This window comes from Synechococcus sp. PH41509 (assembly GCF_020514285.1).
In the GTDB taxonomy this organism is placed as follows: Bacteria; Cyanobacteriota; Cyanobacteriia; order PCC-6307; family Cyanobiaceae; genus Parasynechococcus.
The window spans coordinates 25,162-48,271 of record NZ_VTLD01000028.1 but is presented as its reverse complement, the minus strand read 5'-3'; the positions used below and the strand labels follow the sequence as shown (position 1 = coordinate 48,271).

Genomic DNA, 23,110 nt, shown 5'->3' with positions numbered 1-23,110 from the left:
ATGCAAAGCAAGTTTTGTTAAACAAAACTACTTTGATTCCAATTGACTCAGTCACAGCCGCTCTTAAAGCCCTCGACCACCAAGATGCGGGTGTGCGGTATCACGGTGCTTGGTGGCTCGGAAAAAACAGGTCGGTTGAGGGAGTACCACGATTGGTGGAATGCCTTCTAGACGAAAGGGACAAAACATGTACAGGTGGATACCCCCTAAGAAGGCAAGCAGCAAGATCACTGGGAATGATCAAAGACTCACGCTGTTTACCAGAGCTTCTTAAAACACTAGAAACAGATGACGTGCAATTGCATGAAGCAACACTTAGAGCCCTAATTGAAATCAAGAGTGATCAATGCTCAAGCTCACTAATAAGCTACCTTTACCGAGACATTCCCAACAAACCAATAGAAGCGCTTATAGAAGCTTTAACAGAGCAAAGATTGTGGGATATTTCAGAAAAGATCCAACCCTTTCTTAACGATAAATCAGAGAGGATCGCCGGCTCTGCAGCAGCTTTTTTCTACAGCTACACAGGTGAGATGACCTATTTAAACAAAGTCATCTCACTTCTTGATCACCAGAATCGCTTCATCAGGCAATCCGCTGCATTCGACCTAGCCCGTATCGGAACAATCAAGGCAACAGATCCAATCCTGACTGCCAGGATCCCCAACAACGTCAAGATGTTTGCCATAAAAGCCATACTCAATAAATCACTCAGCCGAAGCAATCAAGCAGATTCTATTCCAGATACCGACCTCGCATCAATTCATTCCTCTCTCTTCAAATCACTTGATAGTCTCGCCAGAGACAACTTTTCGGGGAACCTATTGATTGAGCAAGACAATCAAATTCCAGAAACCTATCCAGGAGACGACTCAACAGAAAGCGATCTACTTTCAGATGCATTCGACAACCTAAGGGCACCATCCTTGACGAGCAGAAAAGCAGGCATACAACAACTCGTCCGTGGCGCTGATCATTTCAAAATCGATCTTCTTGATCTGTACTTCTCAGAATCGGATCAAGACATCACAATGGGGCTGATCAAAGCCATGGCTGAACTCAAAAATCCCCATTACGCAAACGCACTTATTGATGCCATTGGGGTCGAAATTGGCAATCATTGCCAAGGAAACATTCGACGCGTCGCAGCGTGCGCCCTTGGTGACATCAATTGGAACGCACAGATTTCGTCGCAATCACTGCATGCCGTTTTCAACAAACTCGAATGGACACTTCATTCACCTGAAGACTGGGGTTTGCGCTACAGCGCATGCTTGGCGCTGGAAGGAATCGGCAATGCCAATTCAATTGAACTTTTAAATGAAGCCAAAGCAAAAGAAACAGACCCAGTCCTCTCTGCACGCCTTGACAAGGCAATATTAAAATCAAAAAACAAGACTTCTATCCATCACATCGAAAACAAAAAAGTTCTCTAAAACTAATGATGAAAGTATTGTTCGTCTGCCTTGGCAATATCTGCCGCTCTCCAGCAGCCGAAGGCGTGTTTCTGCATCTGCTGCAGGAACGTGGTCTCAGCGATCAGTTCGTGGTGGATTCCGCCGGAACAGGCGGATGGCATGTGGGCAATCCGGCGGACCGACGGATGCAGGGAGCGGCCAACCGCCGCGGCATTCAGCTGCCCAGCCGCGCACGACAGATCAGCCTCGACGATTTCTCGAGTTTCGATCTGGTGCTGACCATGGACGACGACAATCTCACCGCCGTGCAAGGACTGGCCAGGGAAGCTGGCCCAAGGGCGACAGCCACCATCAAACCGATGCTCAGCTACGCCCGCAGCTTCTCTGAAACAGAGGTTCCAGATCCCTATTACGGAGGCGACGCGGGCTTCGAGCATGTGCTCGACCTGCTCGAGGATGCCTGTTCCAACCTGCTCGACGAGCTCAGCCCGCCGGCGTAGGCCAGGCTTCTTCGGCCACTCGAGACCGGAACTCCATCACCAGGGCGTCGATCACAGCCGCAATGCTCATGCCATCGGTGACGAGCTCCACAGCATCCTCTGCCTGCACCAAGGGGGCTTCCTCGCGGGTGCTATCGAGATGGTCCCGTTCGGCGATCTGTGCCTCGAGCTCAGATCGCTCAGGCACCGGGAAACCCCGCTGCTCGAGATCAAGAGCTCGACGCCGGGCGCGCTCGCCCACCGTGGCCGTCAGAAACACCTTCAGATCAGCATCCGGAAAAACAGCCGTGCCGATGTCGCGACCTTCCGCCACCAAGCCACCCTTGGCACCCATCGCCTTCTGCTGTGCCGTCAGCGCTTGCCTCACGCAGCGGTGAGCCGCCACAGCCGAGACCGACGCTGTGACTTCAGGGGAGCGAATCGCGTCGCTCACGTCCTGCCCGTTCACCAACACCTGCTGGCCGCCACCGGGCAGCGACCGCAGCTGAAGATCCAAGGCGTTCAAGAGAGCCTCAATGGACGTCGCATCCTGGGGGTCCACACCGTTTTGTTGCACCAACCAGGTCACCGACCGGTACATCGCGCCGGTATCGAGGTAGACCAGCCCCAACCGCTCAGCAAAAGCCCGGGTAACGGTGCTTTTCCCGGCACCGGCCGGACCATCAATGGCAACGAGAGGCTGGCGAGTCATCAGGAAGACATGATCGATCAAACGGGTCGTCCCGCAGCGCACCGCCGCGGCCAGCAGCGAGATGGCGGTTTCAGACCCACAGGGCTGAAGACTGAGGGGATCGACCCTCTCTACATACTCCACCTCAAGCCCTGCATCAGACAGGCTCCTGCGGACTGAATCCTTGGGATCGTTCTTATCAGCACGGCGCAAAGCTGCTGGCAGAGCAGCAGCACGCTCACGATCCGCAGCAGAGAGGTACTGGTTGCGGGAACTCAATGCCAGGCCATCCGCTTCACGAAGCGTGGGAACCCCCTGCACCGCCAGGTTCAAATCCAGATCAGCGACCAGCCGGCGCAGGATCACGAGCTGCTGCCAATCCTTTTCACCCAACCAAAGACATGAGGGCTTCACCAGCTGCAGGAGACGGGCCACGACTGTGACCACACCATCAAAGTGACCTGGACGGGATGCGCCGCAGAGATGGGACTGGAGGGCGGCCGGCGCTGACCGGGACACAACTGAATTGAGTCCACCGGGGTAGACCGTGTCGACACTCGGAGCCCAGAGGGCGTTGGCGCCACTGCCTTGGGCTAAAACCCGATCCGCCTCGAGCGCGCGCGGGTAGCGGTCAAAATCTTCGGTAGGACCGAATTGGAGTGGGTTGACGAACACACTCACAAGAACAGGGCCTTGTTGGGCAGCTCGGCGAATCAGCTGGCCGTGGCCTTCATGCAAACCACCCATGGTGGGCACGAATTGAAGCGGTCCACGGAGGCCAGTCCGGAAGATCTCCAGCTCGGCTTGCGTGGAGAGAACAACAAGGCTCAGCGCAGCACCTCAAGCTTGACTTGGGCAATTCCAGAGGCGGTCAGCCCAAGATCGGAGGCGGCGCCGTGGCCAAGGTCGATCACACGGTGATAAACGAAGGGCCCACGATCATTGATGCGAATAACAGCGCTTCGCCCGTTCCAAAGATTGGTCACACGAACCTTGGTGCCGAAGGGAAGCGTGCGATGGGCCGCCGTCATCGTGCCGGGCTGATAGACCTCGCCATTCGCTGTTCGGTTGCCATAAAAACCGGGGCCGTACCAACTGGCTTCTCCGGTGATGACTTTGACGACGTCAGGGACGACCCTCAGCTTGGGCTTAGGGAGCTCAGCTGCAGGGGGTGCATCGACTTTCTTGACCTCTGCAGGAGAGAGCGTTGCCTGCAACTCAGACACCTGTGGGTCGACGACCAGATCGAGGGGATCCAGGAGTTCTGCACCATCAACAGCCAGAAAATCGCTTGCCACCACGGGCATGAGTGCAGCACTACCTGAAATCGCTCCGGAGAGCGTGGCCACCGTCAGAAGGACTCGCATGCAGAGCGGCTTGACCAACGAAACGGAACTGAAGTCGCAGTTCTCGAGCGTTGACTGGCCTAATCGAACAGTTGCTTGAGAACCTAAAAAAACCGCTCCCGAAAGAAAATGGGGCCCCATCGCCATGACCGTCACAACAACCCAAGCCCGACTGCACCGGCAATCCCTGCACTGACTGGCAGATCAACGCCCAAAAGCAAGCCCCCACGCATAAGCCGGGAATAAAGGGACGATAAGCAGATCGAATCAGAAGCTGTGCCGGCAGCTCAAGCCGCACAGGCGCCCCGGCATTGCAGGATCATTGCAACGGATTCATTCCATGGATTACAAGAGCGCTGGGGTTGACGTTGAAGCCGGACGTGCGTTCGTGCAGCGCATCAAGGCCTCTGTGGAAGCCACCCACCGACCGGAGGTCATCGGAGGCCTTGGGGGATTTGGGGGGCTGATGCGCCTCCCCAGCGGCCTGCGAAAGCCCCTGCTGGTGTCGGGCACCGATGGCGTCGGAACCAAATTGGAGCTGGCCCAAGAGCATGGCAGCCATCACGGCGTGGGCATCGACCTGGTGGCGATGTGCGTCAACGATGTGATCACCTCAGGAGCAGCGCCTCTCTTTTTTCTGGATTACATGGCCACTGGCGCGCTGGCGCCGTCGGCGATGGCTGAGGTCGTGGAGGGAATCGCCGATGGATGCAGGCAAAGCGGCTGTGCCTTGCTCGGTGGAGAAACCGCGGAGATGCCGGGGTTCTATCCCAAGGGGCGCTACGACCTCGCCGGCTTTTGCGTGGCCGTCGTCGAAGAAGACCAACTCATTGACGGCCAGCGCATCCAGCCTGGCGACAGCGTGATCGGTGTGGCCAGCAGCGGCGTGCACAGCAATGGCTTCAGCCTGGTGCGCAAGGTGCTGCAACGCGCCAATGCTGATGCGAGCACCGTTTATGGCGATGACCAGCGGCCTCTGATCAGCGACCTACTGGCAGCCACAACCCTGTATGCCGACCTCGTGCAACATCTGCTGCAGGGCGGATGTGAGCTGCACGGAATGGCCCACATCACAGGCGGGGGACTACCGGAAAACCTGCCGCGGTGCCTGCCAGAAGGCTTATCTGCTCGCATCGACGCCACCAGCTGGACCAGGCCTCCACTCTTCCGCTGGCTTCAGGACGCAGGAGACATTCCCGAACGGGACCTCTGGCACACGTTCAACCTCGGCATCGGTTTCTGTCTGGTTGTGCCGGCAGGGAGCGAAGGCACTGTCATCGATTACTGCCGCGTCAAACAACATCAGGCCTGGGTGATTGGCGACGTGGCGTCCAAGTCCAACGCCCCGGGCAACACAACGGCTCTGGAGGGGGTGCCCGCCTGATTGCGTCAGTTTCAGACGGGTTCAATGCAGCTGAGCACCAGAACGGAAAGGATCGAATAGGGTGTTGCCAAGCACATCGGAATCTTTTCCGATAGCAACGTCAATACATTTATTTTTCAATGCCTTTTGATAAGCCCCAGCGCATCACGCGACGTCGTTCGTCTGCAGGACCGGTTCCACCAAGACGCCCATTAGCTTCCGGACAAGACAGGCAGCAGGGCTACAGGCAGGGTGCAAGGCCGACATTTCTCACACTGCGAGATCACGGCAAGGTCTTCGTGGCCGACATGCCATACCTCTCAGATGGGCAGTTGGCCCACATCGGGAAAGAAGCCGAAGAGGTTTTGGAAAGCCTTGAACGGCGGATTCAAGACATGGAGCAGGAGCTCAGTCACGGTCCTCAGGAGCGCGACACCCTGATCAAGGCTTGCACCAAACGCGACGTCACCCGACGATTCATCCGCGCCATTCAGGACGAGCAGGAGAACCGTCAGAACAACCCTGCTTTAAAGAGCGCTGCAAGCGAATCCCTGCCTCGCACATTTCTGGAGGTCGCCCGGCATCGACTGCCCGGGGCAACCTTCGATTCACTCCTGCAAGAAGCTCTAACCGCCTGCGCTCAACAGCAGGAGGCCTCCCCCGCTCCCACTCCCCGGGAACCCTCCGAAGACAAGGTCATTCCGATTCGCACCAACGGAGACAGCCTCCCAGTCGTGGTGAGTCCAGCCCCCGAATCCGCCTCGGAGGCCTGAGCATCTCGCCTAGCGACTCTGGAATGGATTAGCGGGCATCCGCTCGCTGCAACTGCATCGGGCAGCATCCAAACGCTGGCATTCCTGCGTCGACAAGGACCACTGCAGTGCACCGGCAACATCCCTTGCTTGGTTCGGAGTTCGTAGCCCAGGAATCGGCGTCGTACCCATTGCTCTGCACCAGTTCAAGGCGACTTGCACCATCGTTGCCCCATGCTCGATCGCGATGGCATGCATCACCCTGCGCAGCTCAAAACTTGCTGGAAGGAGTCGCCGGAACAGACGACGTCTCAACCAGGTTGCGGGAAGCGTCTGCTCAGCCCCGGGAGGACAACCAAGGACGCCGAAGGCCAGAGGGCTGTAAGCCAAAACCTCCACATCCCTGGCCCTGCTGACGGCGATCAACTCGAGCAGCTGATCATCCCCAGGCGCCAGGAGTGAACACTGAACCTGAACACTGCGCAGGGAAACACCGCGTTCCAACAGACGGTTGTGGATCAACGCCAAGCGCTGGGGGCCCAAATTGGACAGCCCCAGCTCGGAGACCCGGCCACAAAGCACGAGATCAGCCAAGCCATCGAGAAGGCCTGCCTCTTGCCAAGGCGCATAGCGAGCGGTGCTCCAGTGCAACTGCACCCGCTGGAGCTGCCCTTTGAGACGCTTTCGGCTGGCCTCAAAGGCGGCATCGAATCCTCGACGGCCCCATCTCCAGGGGAAGGGTGCCAACTTTGTCGCGACCGTCAGCTGGGATCGACGAAGGGCTGGCAACTCAGCAATGAATTCGCCAAGAAGCTCTTCACTGCGCCCAGTCAGCCTCCCAGTGCCATAGGAATCCGCTGTATCCACCAGGTTGAGCCCAGAACTAAGGGCCTGTCGAAACGTGTCGCGCAGTCGGCCATCGTCCCGCTCGGGGTCGTATCCCCAAACCGCCTTGTTACCCCAGGCCCAGGTGCCAAAACCGATGCCGTTCAACGGGGCGACGCTGCTGCCAGCCATGATCGCCTTCATCTCGTCCAGCTGCGTCATGACCGCATCCCCCGCACAGGAGCCTGCGACATCGCCCGATCAGGCTGTGGAGGGATCGTCTGCAGACGAGGAACGCATCCTCTGCAACCACTGCCGAAGAACCGCCAGCAACGGCATTCGCTGCCTGGGCATGTGCGTCGCCGACAGCGATTACTGATGATCCGCCTGTGGCTGGCTTCCCTGCTGCTCGCCGTTCCTGCAACGGCCAATCCAATGCTGACCTTTGGCCGCTTGGAGCACAGGCCTTCAAAATGCCGCATCGTTGTCGACGGGCGTCCCTTGGATTGCAAGCGCCTCCAGATCAGTGCGAACGGAAGTAGTGGTCTGCGGCTTCGCTTCATCGGAGACGATGAGGCGACGGGGGGCAGTTTTCAATTGAGCTTCGTGAGCCTTGATGGAGGCCAGGGCAGTCCGCTTCTCTGCGACCGCTCCGGCTGCCGCTTGGATCAGCGCAGCTGGAGCGCGAGCCTGCTCAGCACCGCATGGGCCCGCTATGACGCCAGAGGACTTCCCACGGGCCTGCCAGTGGCACGCACAACCACTGGAAGCTGTTGGATTGATGCCGAAACCGTCAACTGCGAGAGTCACTCACGCAACATTCCCTCAATGAGCGCGGAGGCTCAACTGTGACGAGGATTCAAAGGCGGCACCCAGATTCGAACTGGGGATAAAGGATTTGCAATCCTCTGCCTTACCACTTGGCCATGCCGCCGCTGGGGAACAGCCGCTCCCATCAGGGGATCGTATCAGCCATGCCCCTGGCTCTCTGCTGTTTCTCTGCAACGGCCACGGCGAAGACCTGATCACCCTGCGGATCATCCAGGCCGTCCATCGACGTGCTCCCCGACTTTCCCTATCCGTGCTTCCTCTGGTGGGAACGGGCCGTGTTTTTGATGCTGCGGTTCAGCAGGGATGGTTAACGCGCATGGGGCCGAAAGCGGCTCTACCAAGCGGTGGCTTCAGCAACCAAAGCCTGCGGGGACTGCTGGCTGACCTCAGCGCTGGCCTCCCAACCCTGAGCTGGACCCAGTGGCGCCTGGTGCGCCGCCTGGGTCATCACCACCAACCCATCGTTGCCGTCGGCGATCTGCTGCCGCTGCTGATGGCCTGGAGCAGTGGCTCCCCTTTTGGTTTCATCGGCACCCCCAAGAGCGACTACACCTGGCGCAGCGGGCCCGGACGGGCAAGAAGCGACTGCTACCACCTGCTCAAAGGCAGTGAATGGGATCCCTGGGAATGGAGCTTGATGCGCTCGCGGCGCTGTCGAGTTGTGGCCATGCGTGATCGCCTCACGGCCCGTGGCCTGCGCCGCAAAGGAGTGGATGCTCTGTCTCCGGGCAATCCGATGATGGATGGCCTACGGATTCATCCGTTGCCGTCAGCCCTAGAACGCTGCCGACGGGTGCTCCTGCTCTGCGGCAGTCGCATGCCAGAGGCCCAGCGCAACCTGCAGCGGTTGGTGCGTAGCGCCATGGCGCTGTCCGGCCGTGTGCCGATGGCACTGCTCGTGGCCGTCGGCGCCCAACCCGATGCAGAGGCCCTGAGCGACAGTCTTGAACAACTGGGTTTTCGACGCAGCCTGCCGCCTTCGGACCAACTGGGTGCCGAAGCGTGCTGGGTGAAAGGAGCCTGCCTGGTACTGATCGGGCGAGGTTGCTTTGATCAATGGGCCGGCTGGGCGGAAGCCGGCATCGCCACCGCTGGAACGGCGACAGAACAATTGGTAGGGCTAGGCATTCCTGCCCTGTCCCTGCCGGGACGAGGACCACAGTTCAAGCCAGGCTTCGCCCGCCGTCAGAGCCGCCTGTTGGGGGGAGCGGTTCGTCCGTGCTCTGACGAATACGAGCTCACCAGACGGCTCGAATACCTCCTGGATGACCCGGCACTCCGCTCCCACTTGGGACGAATCGGTGCTCAGCGGATGGGACCTGCAGGAGGGAGCGATCAGCTGGCACGCCTCATCCTGGATCGCTTCAACGGATACTGAAGACCCCCGGTTGGATGCGATGGCTGCGATTCAAGACCCCACCCTCGTCAAACTTTGCGCTCAGCTGGCGAGTCGATTGAGCATCAGCCTCGCCAGCGCCCGTCGCCAGGTCGAGCAAGCCGCGGCCCGTGAAGGTCATCGCGATGTGCAGGGGCGACGGGCGACGGCTGAATCCATGCTGGCCGCCCTCGACAACGACAACGGTGAGCACGCCCGTCAGCTGAACACGTTGTTGGAGCACAGCGAAGGAGATGGCAATTTCATGCTTGAAGACTGACTTCAGTGCTCAAAGATCTGGTGAAAACGCTGCCGGTCCAACTCGGCAACCACCGGAACGCATTGAAAACAGCGCTGAGCCAGATCCCAGCGCCCTTCCCGTCGCAGCATCTGTTCCAAACGCTCCCGGGCCGGCAAGAGATATCGGACGTCGTTAGCGGCATAGGCCAGCTGAGCATCCGTGAGTTCGTCCACACGGCCCCAATCACTGCTCTGGGCGCCCTTATCAAGCTCAACACCCACCAATTCCATCACCAGATCCTTGAGACCGTGGCGGGGGGTGTAGGTCCGCCCGAGCCGACTCCCGACCTTGGTGCAGAAGACAGGATCCACCGCAATCCCCAGACCGGCGGCGAGAGCTGCCACATCAAACCGTGCGAAGTGAAACACCTTCTCCACAGTGGAGGCCTCAAACAGGCGCTTCAGGTTGGGCGCCTCGGTCTGACCCAAGCCAATGCGGACGCAGGCGACACGGTCTTCTGCGTCCGCAATTTGAACAAGACAAAGCCGGTCACGGCCATGGATCAATCCCATCGCTTCGGTATCGACCGCAAGCCGCGGGCACTGCAAATAGCGCTCCGTCCAAGCTGCATCGAGATCGCGATCAAAGACGGCGAATTCCGCAGGGGACGAGGACTGCTCAGCCATGGCTTCAAGGATGGATATGGCCAGTGTGGCCAACCGCCTCTAAAGCAAGTCTCAAGACTCTCCTCTTGAATCTCGAAATGAGATCGCATTTGATTGGGGGAGTTATCCCTCGCCTGTGTTCTCCCGCAGAAAGCCATCGCGCACCTGCCTGGCAGACATCGAGCAGTACTTCCACCAGCCACCGCCACAATTTCTCGACCTGGAACTGGCTGTCTGCTGGATCCTTGAGTGCCTGCTCAAAGACGACAACTATCCCTCCGCGCTCCTGCAGAAATTGATCCAGGAAGAGCCACAACTGCGGCTCTCTGAAACCGTGCTGCAGCAGGCTCTGGATTTTCTCGAGCAACAGGGCTCAATTAGCAGCTACACCCAACGCTGCCCGAGTCGTGGACGACCACGGCGCATGCTGCATCTTCAATCGGATGCCCGCAATGAAGCCGAGCGACTCATGGCCCCCTGGCGCAGCTGGCTGGACGCACACCGATTCGCGTTGAACTAAGCGATTCAGCCTGCGAAAGGCTTAAAAAGGTTCATCACGATCGGGATGCCATGCCTGCAGGATTCCAATCCACTCTCCTGCTGACCGTTCTGCTGGCGATTGGCCTGGTGTTCTTCCTGCGGGCAGCAAGCAAAGACCGAACCACTGTTGTGGATGTGATGTCTCCCCAACCGCCCTTGACCGTTCTCGACGGGCTCAGCGCTTGGCTGGAGGCTCGCGGCTGGAGCCGAGATGGCGGAGATGCAGAGCGGCAGGTGCTCCGCTTTAAGGGGAAGGTGGCATCCAGCCAACCCCTGGCCGTCCTGCTGTCTCTACTGGCTGCCATCGGCTCCGCTTGCTTCGCCCTGGTTCTGCGTCAGCTGTCACCACAACTGCACTGGTGGCCCCTGCTGTTGATTGGCTTCGGACCTATGGCCGGAGCTCTTTACACACGGCGAGCCTCACGCACAGAAGCCTTAGAACTGCAGTTGCTACCTCCTCCAGAGGGAGAAGGCAGCGCCATTCGCTTGCGGGCCCATCGCGACGAATTGATCGCGATCGAACTGGAACTGGCCGAGACCCTTGAACTCGCCAGTGATGGATCCCTGCTCTCCTCCCCCATCTGAACCATGCGTCTGCCGGCCTGGATTCAACGGCGTCGCTTTGCCACAGGCCTTGCCATCACAGGGCTGTCCCTGGTGACGCTCGCCATGACCAAGGCTGCTGAACAGCGCAATTGGCTGAGCGCACCAGGGTCGAAAGAGCAACCAGCAGAGCAACTAGCGCCGGCACCGCCAGAGCCAAAACCCTGTCCCGCGCCCGCCACGCCAGACCCGCTGCTGGGCCCGCGCACGAAGGAATCCGGGAGCTGGGTCGGTAGCAGCCCTGTTCAAACCAACTTGCCGATCGTCGTCATGGCAGGACACGCCGACTCCCAGGGCACCGCCAGTCCCGGAACACCGGGTTATGCCGTGGATCAGCAAAACCGTCCGCCGATGCAACCGGGCATTCGGGATGAGCTGTTCTGGAACCGCGAGGTTCAGGCTGCTGTTGTCAGCCAAGGCAAAGCACGTGGCTTGAACATCCGGTCTTACACCCCTCCCTCAATCACCATCGCGAACGACAACCACCCTTCCACCAACTGGTCGAAAGCCAAAGTGTTTTCCGAACGCGGGGAATATGTACTAGAGATCCATTTCGACGCCTACCGGCCCCATGGCTTCGGCTCAGGCCTGATTCCCGTTCTCGCGAACGTGCGTGCACTCAATGTCGTCGATGAAAGCTTGGCCCAGGCCTTTGGGCGATTCCCACGGAATTTTCGGGGAGGCCTTGGAGGCCCAAGGCGCGGCATCGGGATTCTTGAAATCGCCATGCTTGAACCCCCCCTCGAAACGAAGCTCAGAGATCCGAGAACAAGGGAGCAAACCGTGACCTGCCTGGCTGAACGGGTGGTGAACGCGCTCGTTGAGGGCGTCAGTTAGTTGATCGCTCCATGAGGGCGGCAGCGGTCTTCGAGGGTGGGATCCCCAAGCCAATCCTGAGGCTTGGTGAACAGCTCGGTCAGCAAGGCCTCCCTTGATCCGGCCTCTGCGGTGTAGCCGTACTCCCAGCGCACGAGCGGGGGCAGAGACATCAGGATCGACTCCGTACGCCCATTGGTCTGCAATCCGAAAATCGTGCCGCGGTCCCAGACCAGGTTGAATTCCACGTACCTGCCACGGCGATAGAGCTGGAACTCTCTCTCGCGGTCGCCATAAGCCATCGGGTGACGCTTCTCAACGATGGGTGCATAAGAGGGCAAGAAGGCTCTGCCGTTGGCCTGGCCGAGCGCGAACAGCTGCTCCCAGCTCAATGGCCTGGCCCCCAAACGTGCAGACACCTGAGCGGCTGGGCCCGCCGGGTCCTGTCCCTTGTAAAGCGTGCCGTTGGCGTCTTGATAGTCGTAAAAAATGCCGCCGACGCCGCGGGTCTCACCACGGTGCTTCAAAAAGAAGTACTCATCGCACCAGGGCTTGAAGACCTTGTGCAAATCCGGATGAACCGAATCACAGGCCGCCTGATGGGTGCGATGAAAATGGCGAGCATCTTCGAGGAAGGGGTAATAGGGGGTCAGGTCGGCGCCCCCTCCAAACCACCACACCGGGCCAGCTTCGAAGTAGCGGTAATTGAGGTGAACCGTCGGGATATGGGGGTTGCGCGGATGCAGCACCATCGACGTTCCCGTGGCGAACCAGGGATGACCCTTGGCCTCCGGACGCTGCTTGAGGATGGATGGGGGCAGTTCTTTCCCTTGAACCTCTGAGAAATTCACGCCGCCTTGTTCAAAGACGCGGCCCTCACGCATCACCCGGGAGCGGCCACCACCCCCTTCAGGCCTTATCCAACTTTCCTCTGCAAAGCGGCCTTCACCATCGAGAGCTTCCAGACCAGCGCAGATCTCGTCTTGAAGCCCCATCACCATTGCCCGAGCCCGATCTCTGGAGTCGCTGGGGGGAAGCTCGAGGGTGGAGTTGCTGACACCCACGTCCTGGCGTCCGAGGACGCGGCGAATCAGGGAGCGGACCATGTGTCAGAGACTGAAGACATCGAAACCTAACCAAGTCACCCCAGGCCTGGACAAGCATCCGTGAGGGACTGTCACGGGCGACGCCCCTAGGATCCGGCTTGCCCTCATGAAACTGATGAACCCGGTCGAGCAGGCCAACCACGCCCTCCAGCAAGTCAAAGATGCCGGCAGTGGCAAATCGGCACTGGAGCTCGGCTGGATCGAACAGATCCGCATCAGTCCGCCGCGGGCCGTGTTTCGCCTCGGCCTTCCTGGCTTCGCCCAAGGTCAGAGAGACCGAATCGTGGCCGAGGCACGGGAAGCTCTGATGAGCATCGACGGCATCGACGACGTCCAGATCGAGATCGGCCAACCACCAAGCCAGGGGGGAATTGGCCAAGCAGGCCACGGACAGCCGGCTGAACGTCAGTCAATCCCAGGAGTCCGCCAGGTGATCGCTGTGAGCAGCGGCAAGGGAGGCGTCGGCAAGAGCACCGTGGCCGTCAATCTGGCCTGCGCACTCGCCCAGACCGGCCTGCGGGTGGGGCTCCTTGACGCCGATATCTACGGACCCAACGCACCAACCATGCTGGGTGTGGCCGATCAAACACCGGAGGTGCAGGGGAGCGGGGATCAGCAGCGGATCGTCCCGATCGAAACCTGCGGGATCGCCATGGTGTCCATGGGTCTGCTGATCGATGATCACCAGCCCGTGATCTGGCGTGGCCCCATGCTCAACGGCATCATTCGTCAGTTTCTCTACCAGGCCGAATGGGGTGAGAGGGATGTTCTGGTCGTCGACCTGCCGCCGGGCACCGGTGATGCGCAGTTGTCCCTGGCCCAGGCAGTTCCGATGGCAGGAGTTGTGATCGTGACCACACCTCAGCAGGTATCGCTGCAAGATGCGCGAAGGGGGCTTGCCATGTTCCGGCAGATGGGCATTCCCGTCCTCGGCGTGGTGGAGAACATGAGCGCCTTCATTCCTCCGGATCGTCCCGACTGCCGTTATGCCCTCTTCGGCAGTGGCGGCGGAGCCCAACTCGCCTCCGACTACGACGTTCCTCTTCTGGCCCAAATTCCGATGGAAATGCCTGTGCAGGAAGGTGGAGACACAGGACGGCCGATCGTGATCAATCGCAGCGAATCAGCCAGCGCCGCAGAGTTCAACGGGCTCGCAGATGCAGTGCGGAAGGCCGTCAGCCAGCCCGCCTGACGATGTTCAGCCGACGTGACCGCCGCAGATCGCACCGGGAGTGGGTGCTCTGGGGTGTTCCGATCGGGATGATCGCCATCGCCGGGGTGCTGATCGCCAGCACACAACGCCAGGCGGACTACGCCGACTGGTATCACCACTGGATCACCGCGGCCTTTGGGGTGCTGCTTGCGCTGGGACTAGAACGCTTGCCACTACAGCGGCTACGACCGCTGCTGGTTCCCCTCTATGGCCTGACCGTGATCAGTCTGCTAGCGGTACGGGTCATTGGAACCACGGCGCTGGGGGCCCAACGCTGGATCAGCATCGGCGGGGGTCATGTTCAGCCGTCGGAATTTGCCAAGATCGCCGCGATCCTGCTTGTAGCAGCGGTCTTATCGCGGCATCCCGTAGAACGACCGATCGATCTCATGCGCCCGCTGGGCGTGATCGCCGTGCCTTGGCTCCTGGTGTTCATGCAGCCTGATCTGGGCACATCCCTTGTGTTCGGCGCCCTGATGCTCACGATGCTCTATTGGTCGGGAATGCCGATTGAGTGGGTGATTCTTCTGCTGTCACCGCTGGTGACTGCCCTTCTCTCAGGGCTTCTCCCCTGGGCAATGGGGATCTGGATTCCACTGATGGTCGTTGTCGCCTACCGCTCTCTGCCCTGGAAACGCCTGGCGGCAACAGCAACCTTGGCCATCCACAGCGCCATGGCTGCAGTGACGCCATGGCTGTGGATGCATGGCCTGAAGGACTACCAACGCGATCGTTTGGTGCTGTTCCTTGACCCCAGCAAGGATCCCCTCGGTGGGGGGTATCACCTCCTGCAGAGCACCGTGGGCATCGGTTCAGGCGGCGTCTTGGGGACAGGCCTGCTTCAAGGGCAACTAACCAAACTGCGGTTCATTCCCGAACAGCACACCGATTTCATCTTCAGCGCGCTAGGCGAGGAGATGGGGTTTGTTGGGTGCCTCCTCGTGGTTCTTGGCTTTGCTGCATTGATGGCGCGGTTGCTTCAAGTCGCGCGAAATGCCCGTTCCGACTTCGAATCGCTCGTGGTGATCGGAATCGGCACGATGCTGATGTTTCAAGTGGTGGTCAACATCTTCATGACCATTGGCCTGGGCCCTGTCACTGGAATCCCCCTGCCCTTTCTGAGCTATGGACGCTCAGCGATGGTTGTGAATTTCATCGCCCTCGGCCTCTGCCTGTCCGTGGTTCGGCAGAGCCGTCGCTCCTTGGCACAACTCCGTTGACCGGGCCAACCTTTACCGACCTGCGGCAACGACTGGCGCAGGATGTGCCCCAGGGTCGTTGCGACGAGATCGGTGTCCGACGGCTTTGGTGGGCAGCTCTGGAGACCTTGCAACAGGACCTGCTAGATCGCGGCATTCAGCGTGGAATCTGGCTGGCGTCGCCCCTGCCAGCTCTCTACGAGCCGGAGTTGCTGAAACATCTGCAGGGATGGGTCTGGGCTCCAGAGCGCCTGGATCAATTGAGTCCTCATCCAACGGCACTGCCTGGACGATCAAGCAGCGATGAGCCAGGCACGCTGCAGGGATGCCAACGCTTGTCACTGCGCCGCGATGACGGGGACGATCCCCTGCTGCTAGTGATCACGCCCGAGGTCCAAGTCGCCCTGGCCCTGCACGGCCCCGCCCAGAAACGTCAGTTGCTGATGCGTTCTGACCCGGAAACACTCAGTGATGTCCTGCTGCAGCTAGGGCGTCGACTGGAGCATCAGTCACCAGCAGAGGCCGATCAGCTGCGAAAAGCGCTCGAATCCATCGGCACCCTGCAGGGCAATGGGTCCTGGTCAGAACAGTTCTGGCCCCGCCTCACAGAACGACTCACCGGGACAGCCCCGGGGCTGATGCTGCAACCCATCCAGGCCGAGCGCCCGCCAGAAGACCCCAGCCATGGCGATCTGAACTTGCTGGAAGCCATCACCCATGAGGTGAGAACCCCTCTGGCAACGATCAGAACATTGATCCGATCTCTGCTGCGGCGGAAGGATCTGCCCGAAATCGTCGTGAAACGCTTGCGTCAGATCGATGTTGAATGCAGCGAACAGATCGACCGCTTTGGCCTGATCTTCCATGCCGCCGAGCTTCAACGGGAACCCAATGAAGCCAATTTGGCCCGCACGGATTTACATGCCATCCTCACCGCCCTTGCACCCAGCTGGACGGAGCAACTGGATCGGAGAGGGATCACCCTTGAGCTGGACCTCACCGCTGACCTGCCGGCCATTCTCAGTGACTCCCGACGGCTGGAACCGATGTTGGGAGGTCTGATCGACCGCTGCACCAGAGGGCTAGCCCCCTGCAGTCAGCTGACACTTCATCTCCAAGCGGCGGGCCCGCGAGTGAAGCTTCAACTCCATGTGGAGCATCCCAACAGAACCTCAGCCACCGAGCCCGGCACAGCTCCCCAACACGAGGAAGTAGGGACCGTCCTGAGCTGGGATCCCAGCACTGGAAGTCTGCAGTTGAGTCAGGATGCAACCCGCCAAATGATGGCCAGCCTGGGGGGGCGCTATCAGTCCAGACGTGATCGCGACATCACCGTTTTCTTCCCCGTTCACACCCCAGGAAACTGATCAATATGTTGTCGGGTGTGAAGCTTGCTTTCGGAGAACAAAAGAGCGCCCGATGACGGTGCTACTTTCCAGTCGTAACGGCTCTTGTGGATTCCTTCAGCCATGGCAGCAACGGCGTTGAATGGTCAGCTTCCTCAGCACATCGCCAGCACTGGCGGCCTTCTGAACTCAGCAGAGACTGAAGAGAAATACGCGATCACCTGGACCAGCAAAACAGAACAGGCTTTCGAGCTCCCCACCGGTGGAGCTGCCCTGATGAACTCAGGCGAAAACCTAATGTATTTCGCCCGCAAAGAGCAGTGCCTCGCCCTCGGCACCCAGCTGCGCACAAAATTCAAGCCCCGGATCGAGGACTACAAGATCTACCGGATCTACCCAGGTGGTGACACCGAGTTCCTGCATCCCAAGGATGGTGTTTTCCCCGAGAAGGTGAACGAAGGACGTTCCATGGTGGGGCACAACGCTCGTCGCATCGGCGAAAACGTCAATCCTGCCAACATCAAGTTCAGCGGCCGCAACACCTTCGACGCCTGATCGATCAATCCCCAAGCCCGGAGGTCGTGATCTCCGGGCTTGGCTGCGATGATCTGGAGATGTTCAGTCCCGATCGCGACGCCTTTCATCAGGCGGCTTGCAATGGTGCCAACCTGATCCCTCTGGCTCAGAGTTGGCCCGCAGATCTTGAAACACCGCTCACCACCTGGATCAAGGTGGGAGAGGGTAGGCCTCCAGGTGTGTTGCTGGAGTCCGTCGAAGGAGGCGAAACCCTTGGTCGCTGGAGTGTGATCGCCTGCGATCCCCTCTGGACAGCATCAGCCAGGAATGACTGTCTGACACGCACCTGGCGCGACGGTCATACAGATGATTTCTCCGGCAACCCGTTTGAATCACTCCGCGACTGCTTAGCGCCTTACGCCTGCGTCAACCTTCCGGGCTTGCCCCCTCTGGGACAGCTCTATGGCGTTTGGGGCTACGAACTGATCCAATGGATTGAACCAACCGTTGCGGTGCATCCCCGAGCCGCATCCGATCCCCCGGACGGGATCTGGATGCTGATGGACGCGCTCCTGATCTTTGATCAGGTGAAACGGCAGATCACCGCCGTCGCCTTCGGCGACTTATCCAATGGCGCGGATGAGGAACAGGCCTGGCGGACCGCTATCGAACGGATTGACGACCTGCGCCAACAGATGGATGCACCTCTTCCGGCCGTCCAACCGCTGACCTGGGATGGCAGAAGCAAAGAACTGCCCGCAGTGCGCTCCAACCGCAGCCGCGATGAATTCGAAGCCGCCGTCGACACTGCCAAAGAACACATCGCGGCCGGCGATGTCTTTCAGCTGGTGATCAGTCAGCGCCTTGAGACCGACGTTCCTCAGTCGCCCCTGGAGCTGTATCGCAGTTTGCGGATGGTGAATCCATCTCCCTACATGGCCTTCTTCGACTTTGGAGACTGGCAACTGATCGGCTCAAGCCCGGAGGTGATGGTTCAAGCCGAGCCTGCCGCAGATGGCATCCATGCCAGCCTGCGGCCCATCGCGGGCACCCGGCCACGGGGAGCCACGCCACTAGAAGATCGAGAGCTGGAAGCTGATCTGCTGGCCGACCCCAAAGAGCGCGCTGAGCACGTGATGCTGGTTGACCTGGGACGCAATGACCTCGGCAGGGTCTGCCAACCCGGAAGCGTGGCGGTGCAAGACCTCATGGTGATCGAGCGCTACTCACACGTCATGCACATCGTCAGCCAAGTCGAAGGACGCCTGGCCCCGACGCACGATGTGTGGGATTTGCTGATGGCGGCCTTTCCAGCCGGCACCGTCAGCGGCGCACCGAAGATCCGTGCCATGCAACTCATCCATACGCTTGAGCCCGATGCGCGCGGCCCCTATTCCGGGGTCTATGGATCCGTCGATCTGGCCGGAGCCCTCAACACGGCCATTACGATCCGAACCATGGTGGTGCAACCACGAGACGGTGGGGGATGCCGGGTCAAAGTACAGGCCGGGGCCGGCATCGTTGCCGATTCACAACCGACGGCTGAATTCGAGGAAACCCTGAACAAAGCACGGGGAATGCTGACAGCACTGGCTTGCCTGAACCCGCCGGGATGACAGCACAACACCTTCTACTGAAAGGCTTCGAGGTCGAACTGTTCACCGGTCAGCCCAACGGAGCCAACGTCGGCGTCGCCACCGACGTTGCCAGGGAACTAACTGGCTTCGTAACAGAACCGGACTGTCGCAATCTCGAATACGTCACCGACCCGATCAGGGATTACGCCGAACTCCCCGAGGCACTGCTTGCTCCCCGACGGGAATTAAGGCGGTGGTTGCACGAGCGGGAGCTCACGCTTCTTCCAGGCAGCACCATGAGTTTGGGAGACAGCAGCCGGTTCGAACGCTCGGACCCCGGCAATGCTTATCACGCTCTCATCGAGCGGCTTTACGGCACCAGGGTCGTGACGGCCAGCATTCACATCAACCTCGGCATCACAGATCTGAACTGGTTGTTTGCAGCGGTCCGGCTCGTGCGCTGCGAGGCGGCTCTCCTGCTCGCCATGAGCGCCAGTTCCCCCTTTCTGGATGGGCGCAGCACAAGCCACCACTCCCAGAGATGGCATCAATTCCCCCTAACGCCGCAATCGGTTCCCTTATTTCGGGATCACGACCACTACATCCAGTGGGTGGAGGAGCAACTGGCCACGGGGGCCATGCGCAACGAACGTCACCTATGGACGTCCGTTCGTCCCAATGGTCCGCGACGCCCGTACGACCTCAACCGACTGGAATTACGCATCTGTGATCTCATCACCAATCCCCATGAGCTGCTGGCGATCACCTGCCTGCTTGAGCTGCGGCTTCTGGCCCTCAGAGAGGACATGAATCGCCTCGATCCCCTTTGCAACAGCGTCCTATCCGCGGATGAGCTGGCCCAGCTGGCTGACAGCAATGATGCAGCCGTTTCTCAATCAAGCCTGAACGCTGAACTCAAGCATTGGCGGGATGGCCGTGCGATCACCTGCAAGGACTGGCTTGAGGAGCTGCTTGATGAGCTCGCTCCCCTCGCCGAATCCCTCCAGCTCGGTGCTTATTTGAAGCCGTTGGATGCACTGCTGACCCACGGCAACCAGGCGATGCGCTGGGAAGCGGCTCATGCCCGGGGCCAATCCATCGATGACTTGCTTCGGGAGGGGATCCAGCTGATGCAGCAGGAAGAACAACAGATCACCACCGAGGAACCCTGTTTGGGATGATCATGTTGAGTCCGTCGCAGCGTGGAGACTTCATGCCCGAGTCCACCACCCATGTCTCCGACAACGAGACAGCACGCTTCAACGGTGGTGCATCCGGTGCCGGGCAGCTTCTTCAGCACCGTCTGGATCTGATTGAAGACCTCTGGAAGACGGTGCTGCGCAGTGAGTGTCCACCGGAGCAGAGCGAACGGCTGCTGCGACTCAAACAACTCAGTGATCCTGTCTCCTTAGAGGGCCGGGACGGCGACAGCACGAGCGAGGCGATCGTCGAGCTGATCCGAGCCATGGATCTTTCAGAAGCCATCTCCGCGGCCCGCGCCTTTTCGCTCTATTTCCAGCTCATCAACATCCTTGAGCAACGGATCGAGGAAGACAGCTATCTCGATAGCCTGCGACCGAATCTCAGTGCTGAATCGGCTCAACGGGACGCCTTTGATCCCTTTGCGCCCCCTCTCGCCAATCAGACTGATCCAGCCACCTTTGGAGAAGTCTTCGAGCGGCTGCGTCGGATGAACGTCCCCCCCGCGCAGGTGGAGCACCTGCTGCGGGAGCTGGATATCCGTCTGGTGTTCACCGCCCATCCCACGGAGATCGTTCGGCACACAGTGCGTCACAAGCAGCGACGTGTGGCCAACTTGCTCCAGCAACTTCAATCAGACAACCCTCTCGCGAATCAGCTGCGCGAGGAGTGTCGCGACCAACTGGAAGAGGAAATCCGACTGTGGTGGCGGACCGATGAACTCCACCAGTTCAAACCCACCGTGATCGATGAGGTGGATTCGACCCTGCACTACTTCCAGCAGGTGTTGTTTGACGCGATGCCGAAACTGCGTAAGAGGCTGATCACTGCTTTGCATCGGCATTACCCCGATGTCCAGGTCCCCCAGGCATCCTTCTGCACATTTGGCTCCTGGGTGGGTTCCGATCGGGACGGCAACCCCTCAGTGACACCCGACATCACCTGGCGAACAGCCTGTTACCAGCGTCAGCTGATGCTGGAGCTGTACATCCACTCCGTCCAATCTCTACGCCAGCAACTGAGCATCTCCATGCAGTGGAGTCAGGTGGCGCCATCACTGTTGGAGTCGCTGGAGATGGATCGGCTCCGGTTCCCGGAGATCTACGAGCGCAGAGCAGCTCGATACCGACTGGAGCCCTACCGGCTGAAGCTCTGCTACGTGCTCGAAAAGCTTGAGCGCACGCTCGCCCGCAACAATCAGCTGTCGGAGGCGGGCTGGCAGATGCCCTGTGAAGCCCTGACCGATCCCAAGGACGGACTCGGCGGAGCCGATGTTCTCCACTACACCTCGGTGGATCAGTTCCGCAGTGACCTGGAGTTGGTCCGCAACAGCCTCGTCAGCACCGAATTGAGCTGCGAACAGCTCGACACGCTGCTGCACCAGGTGCACATCTTTGGGTTTTCGCTGGCCAGCCTTGATATCCGTCAGGAGAGCACCCGCCACAGCGATGCGATCGATGAACTCACCCGCAACCTGGAACTGCCCCAGGCCTACGGGGACATGGATGAAACGCAGCGGATGGCATGGCTCCTCCAGGAACTGCAGACCCGCAGGCCCCTGATTCCGCCAGCCACCAGCTGGTCAGCGCCGACATCAGAGACGTTGGCGGTATTCCGAATGCTGCAGCGCCTCCAGGAAGAATTCGGCCAGCGGATCTGCAACTCCTATGTGATTTCGATGAGCCACACGGCATCGGATCTTTTGGAGGTTCTGCTGCTGGCGAAAGAGGCGGGTCTGGTGGACCCTCCGAACAAACGGGCCTCCCTACTGGTGGTGCCGCTGTTCGAAACCGTGGAGGATCTCCAACGGGCCCCCGCGGTGATGGAGGGGTTGTTTAAAACGCCGCTCTACCGCGAACTCCTACCGGTTGCAGGCCAACAGAAACAGCCGCTGCAGGAGCTCATGCTGGGCTACTCAGACAGCAACAAGGATTCCGGCTTTCTCTCCAGCAACTGGGAGATTCACCAGGCTCAGATCGCACTTCAGGAACTCGCCAGCCGCCAGGATGTGGCGCTTCGCCTCTTCCACGGCCGCGGTGGGTCTGTCAGTCGTGGAGGAGGGCCGGCTTACCAGGCGATCCTGGCCCAACCCAGCGGCACGCTGCAGGGCCGGATCAAAATCACCGAACAGGGTGAGGTACTGAACTCCAAGTACAGCCTGCCCGAGTTGGCGCTGTACAACCTGGAGACCGTGACCACGGCCGTGGTTCAGAACAGCCTGGTCACCAACCAGCTGGATGCGACGCCAAGCTGGAATCAGCTGATGAGTCGCCTCGCCACCCGGTCAAGGGAGCATTACCGGGCTTTGGTTCACGACAATCCCGATCTGGTGGCGTTCTTCCAGCAAGTCACTCCGATCGAGGAAATCAGCAAACTGCAGATCTCCAGCAGACCGGCCCGACGCAAAACAGGCGCAAAAGACCTGTCCAGTCTGCGGGCGATCCCCTGGGTCTTCGGTTGGACCCAGAGCCGATTTCTTCTGCCGAGCTGGTTTGGCTTCGGCACAGCTCTGTCGGAAGAAGTGGGCAGCGACTCCGAACAACTCGATCTGCTGCGCCGCCTGCATCAACGCTGGCCGTTCTTCCGGATGCTCATTTCAAAGGTAGAAATGACCCTCTCCAAGGTGGATCTCGACCTGGCTCATCACTACATGAACAGCCTGGGGCACCCCGAACAGCGAGAGGCCTTTGAAGCGATCTTCCAGGTGATCGCCAAGGAATACGAACTCACCCGCAAGCTGGTGCTGGAAATCACGGGACAAAACCGACTGCTGGGAGCTGATCAAGGGCTGCAGTTGTCCGTTGATCTGCGCAATCGCACCATCGTTCCCCTGGGCTTTCTCCAGGTTGCGCTGCTGAAGCGACTGCGTGATCAGAACCGGCAACCGCCCATGAGCGAAACCCCGGGAGCGCCCGAAGACACACGCACCTACAGCCGCAGTGAGCTGCTTCGGGGTGCATTGCTCACCCTCAATGGCATTGCAGCCGGCATGCGCAACACCGGTTGAG

The 23,110-nt window shown here is 59.8% G+C and carries 23 protein-coding genes and 1 tRNA gene; 18 read left to right on the top strand and 6 right to left on the bottom strand.

What is annotated here, in order from left to right:
• The first annotated feature begins 92 nt into the window (after positions 1–92).
• Together FZZ88_RS11950 and FZZ88_RS11945 are read left to right on the top strand one after the other, a co-directional pair.
• On the top strand, positions 93–1,436 hold the full coding sequence (locus tag FZZ88_RS11950) for a HEAT repeat domain-containing protein (RefSeq protein ID WP_226423715.1): 1,344 nt from the start codon (positions 93–95) through the stop codon (positions 1,434–1,436).
• 5 nt (positions 1,437–1,441) lie between these two features.
• Positions 1,442–1,918, top strand: a complete 477-nt coding sequence (locus FZZ88_RS11945; protein ID WP_166017562.1) for a low molecular weight protein-tyrosine-phosphatase — start codon at positions 1,442–1,444, stop codon at positions 1,916–1,918.
• On the opposite strand, the gene FZZ88_RS11940 is transcribed toward FZZ88_RS11945, so the two are convergent.
• Together FZZ88_RS11940 and FZZ88_RS11935 are read right to left on the bottom strand one after the other, a co-directional pair.
• Positions 1,902–3,419 (bottom strand): bifunctional pantoate--beta-alanine ligase/(d)CMP kinase, encoded by a 1,518-nt coding sequence (locus tag FZZ88_RS11940; RefSeq protein ID WP_166017675.1) that lies wholly within the window; start codon positions 3,417–3,419, stop codon positions 1,902–1,904. The genes FZZ88_RS11945 and FZZ88_RS11940 overlap by 17 nt on opposite strands.
• Entirely contained in the window at positions 3,416–3,955 is a 540-nt protein-coding gene (locus FZZ88_RS11935; RefSeq protein ID WP_166017561.1) for a septal ring lytic transglycosylase RlpA family protein, read from the bottom strand. Before FZZ88_RS11935 ends, FZZ88_RS11940 begins: the two co-directional genes overlap by 4 nt.
• Before the next feature lie 319 nt (positions 3,956–4,274).
• On the opposite strand from FZZ88_RS11935, the gene purM reads away from it, so the two are divergent.
• Complete coding sequence (gene purM, locus FZZ88_RS11930) at positions 4,275–5,318, top strand: phosphoribosylformylglycinamidine cyclo-ligase (RefSeq protein WP_166017560.1); 1,044 nt, start codon at positions 4,275–4,277, stop codon at positions 5,316–5,318.
• A 119-nt stretch (positions 5,319–5,437) separates the two neighbouring features.
• The gene (locus FZZ88_RS11925; protein ID WP_115022881.1) at positions 5,438–6,070 is read left to right on the top strand and encodes a histidine phosphotransferase; all 633 of its coding nucleotides are present in this window, start codon (positions 5,438–5,440) and stop codon (positions 6,068–6,070) included.
• 9 nt (positions 6,071–6,079) lie between these two features.
• Here the strand turns inward: FZZ88_RS11925 and FZZ88_RS11920 are convergent, their stop codons facing one another.
• Positions 6,080–7,096 (bottom strand): aldo/keto reductase, encoded by a 1,017-nt coding sequence (locus FZZ88_RS11920; RefSeq protein ID WP_226423711.1) that lies wholly within the window; start codon positions 7,094–7,096, stop codon positions 6,080–6,082.
• On the opposite strand from FZZ88_RS11920, the gene FZZ88_RS11915 reads away from it, so the two are divergent.
• Positions 7,095–7,253 carry a hypothetical protein gene (locus FZZ88_RS11915; protein WP_166017559.1) on the top strand — a complete coding sequence of 53 codons (159 nt, stop codon included), beginning with the start codon at positions 7,095–7,097 and terminating at the stop codon, positions 7,251–7,253. The genes FZZ88_RS11920 and FZZ88_RS11915 overlap by 2 nt on opposite strands.
• The gene (locus FZZ88_RS11910; RefSeq protein ID WP_206339206.1) at positions 7,253–7,726 is read left to right on the top strand and encodes a hypothetical protein; all 474 of its coding nucleotides are present in this window, start codon (positions 7,253–7,255) and stop codon (positions 7,724–7,726) included. The genes FZZ88_RS11915 and FZZ88_RS11910 overlap by 1 nt, the downstream gene beginning before the upstream one ends.
• An 11-nt stretch (positions 7,727–7,737) precedes the next feature.
• Here FZZ88_RS11910 and FZZ88_RS11905 read toward each other — a convergent pair.
• Positions 7,738–7,808, bottom strand: a tRNA-Cys gene (locus tag FZZ88_RS11905).
• A gap of 54 nt (positions 7,809–7,862) precedes the next feature.
• Between FZZ88_RS11905 and FZZ88_RS11900 the strand changes: the two genes are divergently transcribed.
• The gene (locus tag FZZ88_RS11900; protein WP_166017673.1) at positions 7,863–9,083 is read left to right on the top strand and encodes a lipid-A-disaccharide synthase-related protein; all 1,221 of its coding nucleotides are present in this window, start codon (positions 7,863–7,865) and stop codon (positions 9,081–9,083) included.
• A 19-nt stretch (positions 9,084–9,102) separates the two neighbouring features.
• Complete coding sequence (locus FZZ88_RS11895) at positions 9,103–9,360, top strand: hypothetical protein (RefSeq protein ID WP_115023012.1); 258 nt, start codon at positions 9,103–9,105, stop codon at positions 9,358–9,360.
• Between the two features lie 2 nt (positions 9,361–9,362).
• Here the strand turns inward: FZZ88_RS11895 and FZZ88_RS11890 are convergent, their stop codons facing one another.
• Complete coding sequence (locus FZZ88_RS11890) at positions 9,363–10,007, bottom strand: ribonuclease D (RefSeq protein ID WP_115022859.1); 645 nt, start codon at positions 10,005–10,007, stop codon at positions 9,363–9,365.
• Positions 10,008–10,122: 115 nt separating this feature from the next.
• On the opposite strand from FZZ88_RS11890, the gene FZZ88_RS11885 reads away from it, so the two are divergent.
• Genes FZZ88_RS11885 through FZZ88_RS11875 form a run of 3 tightly spaced genes read left to right on the top strand, consistent with a single transcriptional unit; the run spans position 10,123 to position 11,966 of the window.
• On the top strand, positions 10,123–10,506 hold the full coding sequence (locus tag FZZ88_RS11885; protein WP_115023011.1) for a helix-turn-helix transcriptional regulator: 384 nt from the start codon (positions 10,123–10,125) through the stop codon (positions 10,504–10,506).
• A 50-nt stretch (positions 10,507–10,556) separates the two neighbouring features.
• On the top strand, positions 10,557–11,111 hold the full coding sequence (locus tag FZZ88_RS11880; RefSeq protein ID WP_166017557.1) for a cofactor assembly of complex C subunit B: 555 nt from the start codon (positions 10,557–10,559) through the stop codon (positions 11,109–11,111).
• 3 nt (positions 11,112–11,114) lie between these two features.
• Positions 11,115–11,966 (top strand): N-acetylmuramoyl-L-alanine amidase, encoded by an 852-nt coding sequence (locus FZZ88_RS11875; RefSeq protein WP_166017556.1) that lies wholly within the window; start codon positions 11,115–11,117, stop codon positions 11,964–11,966.
• On the opposite strand, the gene hemF is transcribed toward FZZ88_RS11875, so the two are convergent.
• On the bottom strand, positions 11,963–13,051 hold the full coding sequence (gene hemF, locus FZZ88_RS11870; protein WP_166017555.1) for an oxygen-dependent coproporphyrinogen oxidase: 1,089 nt from the start codon (positions 13,049–13,051) through the stop codon (positions 11,963–11,965). The two genes, FZZ88_RS11875 and hemF, sit on opposite strands and share 4 nt — an antisense overlap.
• A 115-nt stretch (positions 13,052–13,166) precedes the next feature.
• Between hemF and FZZ88_RS11865 the strand changes: the two genes are divergently transcribed.
• From FZZ88_RS11865 to ppc, 7 genes are all read left to right on the top strand, one after another.
• Positions 13,167–14,243, top strand: coding sequence for an Mrp/NBP35 family ATP-binding protein (locus tag FZZ88_RS11865; protein ID WP_166017554.1), 1,077 nt, complete (start codon positions 13,167–13,169; stop codon positions 14,241–14,243).
• A 2-nt stretch (positions 14,244–14,245) separates the two neighbouring features.
• Positions 14,246–15,484 carry a rod shape-determining protein RodA gene (gene rodA, locus FZZ88_RS11860; protein ID WP_230332888.1) on the top strand — a complete coding sequence of 413 codons (1,239 nt, stop codon included), beginning with the start codon at positions 14,246–14,248 and terminating at the stop codon, positions 15,482–15,484.
• The gene (locus FZZ88_RS11855; RefSeq protein WP_166017552.1) at positions 15,481–16,830 is read left to right on the top strand and encodes a sensor histidine kinase KdpD; all 1,350 of its coding nucleotides are present in this window, start codon (positions 15,481–15,483) and stop codon (positions 16,828–16,830) included. The genes rodA and FZZ88_RS11855 overlap by 4 nt, the downstream gene beginning before the upstream one ends.
• 102 nt (positions 16,831–16,932) lie before the next feature.
• Entirely contained in the window at positions 16,933–17,364 is a 432-nt protein-coding gene (locus FZZ88_RS11850) for a photosystem I reaction center subunit II PsaD (RefSeq protein ID WP_166017551.1), read from the top strand.
• Positions 17,365–17,423: 59 nt separating this feature from the next.
• Positions 17,424–18,941 carry an anthranilate synthase component I family protein gene (locus FZZ88_RS11845; RefSeq protein ID WP_166017672.1) on the top strand — a complete coding sequence of 506 codons (1,518 nt, stop codon included), beginning with the start codon at positions 17,424–17,426 and terminating at the stop codon, positions 18,939–18,941.
• Positions 18,938–20,083 carry a glutamate--cysteine ligase gene (gene gshA, locus FZZ88_RS11840; protein ID WP_166017550.1) on the top strand — a complete coding sequence of 382 codons (1,146 nt, stop codon included), beginning with the start codon at positions 18,938–18,940 and terminating at the stop codon, positions 20,081–20,083. The genes FZZ88_RS11845 and gshA overlap by 4 nt, the downstream gene beginning before the upstream one ends.
• On the top strand, positions 20,080–23,109 hold the full coding sequence (ppc, locus tag FZZ88_RS11835; protein WP_370629776.1) for a phosphoenolpyruvate carboxylase: 3,030 nt from the start codon (positions 20,080–20,082) through the stop codon (positions 23,107–23,109). Before gshA ends, ppc begins: the two co-directional genes overlap by 4 nt.
• Position 23,110: the final 1 nt, after the last annotated feature.

What these genes read in the sequence shown, in the direction of transcription:
- ppc (WP_370629776.1), top strand. Translation starts at nt 20,080, where the DNA reads ATGATCATGTTGAGTCCGTCGCAGCGTGGAGACTTCATGCCCGAGTCC.
- FZZ88_RS11895 (WP_115023012.1), top strand. Translation starts at nt 9,103, where the DNA reads ATGGCTGCGATTCAAGACCCCACCCTCGTCAAACTTTGCGCTCAGCTG.
- FZZ88_RS11915 (WP_166017559.1), top strand. Translation starts at nt 7,095, where the DNA reads ATGACCGCATCCCCCGCACAGGAGCCTGCGACATCGCCCGATCAGGCT.
- FZZ88_RS11865 (WP_166017554.1), top strand. Translation starts at nt 13,167, where the DNA reads ATGAACCCGGTCGAGCAGGCCAACCACGCCCTCCAGCAAGTCAAAGAT.
- FZZ88_RS11935 (WP_166017561.1), bottom strand. Translation starts at nt 3,955, where the DNA reads ATGCGAGTCCTTCTGACGGTGGCCACGCTCTCCGGAGCGATTTCAGGT.
- FZZ88_RS11850 (WP_166017551.1), top strand. Translation starts at nt 16,933, where the DNA reads ATGGCAGCAACGGCGTTGAATGGTCAGCTTCCTCAGCACATCGCCAGC.
- FZZ88_RS11845 (WP_166017672.1), top strand. Translation starts at nt 17,424, where the DNA reads ATGTTCAGTCCCGATCGCGACGCCTTTCATCAGGCGGCTTGCAATGGT.
- FZZ88_RS11925 (WP_115022881.1), top strand. Translation starts at nt 5,438, where the DNA reads ATGCCTTTTGATAAGCCCCAGCGCATCACGCGACGTCGTTCGTCTGCA.
- rodA (WP_230332888.1), top strand. Translation starts at nt 14,246, where the DNA reads ATGTTCAGCCGACGTGACCGCCGCAGATCGCACCGGGAGTGGGTGCTC.
- purM (WP_166017560.1), top strand. Translation starts at nt 4,275, where the DNA reads ATGGATTACAAGAGCGCTGGGGTTGACGTTGAAGCCGGACGTGCGTTC.
- gshA (WP_166017550.1), top strand. Translation starts at nt 18,938, where the DNA reads ATGACAGCACAACACCTTCTACTGAAAGGCTTCGAGGTCGAACTGTTC.
- FZZ88_RS11945 (WP_166017562.1), top strand. Translation starts at nt 1,442, where the DNA reads ATGATGAAAGTATTGTTCGTCTGCCTTGGCAATATCTGCCGCTCTCCA.
- FZZ88_RS11890 (WP_115022859.1), bottom strand. Translation starts at nt 10,007, where the DNA reads ATGGCTGAGCAGTCCTCGTCCCCTGCGGAATTCGCCGTCTTTGATCGC.
- hemF (WP_166017555.1), bottom strand. Translation starts at nt 13,051, where the DNA reads ATGGTCCGCTCCCTGATTCGCCGCGTCCTCGGACGCCAGGACGTGGGT.
- FZZ88_RS11920 (WP_226423711.1), bottom strand. Translation starts at nt 7,096, where the DNA reads ATGACGCAGCTGGACGAGATGAAGGCGATCATGGCTGGCAGCAGCGTC.
- FZZ88_RS11910 (WP_206339206.1), top strand. Translation starts at nt 7,253, where the DNA reads ATGATCCGCCTGTGGCTGGCTTCCCTGCTGCTCGCCGTTCCTGCAACG.
- FZZ88_RS11880 (WP_166017557.1), top strand. Translation starts at nt 10,557, where the DNA reads ATGCCTGCAGGATTCCAATCCACTCTCCTGCTGACCGTTCTGCTGGCG.
- FZZ88_RS11875 (WP_166017556.1), top strand. Translation starts at nt 11,115, where the DNA reads ATGCGTCTGCCGGCCTGGATTCAACGGCGTCGCTTTGCCACAGGCCTT.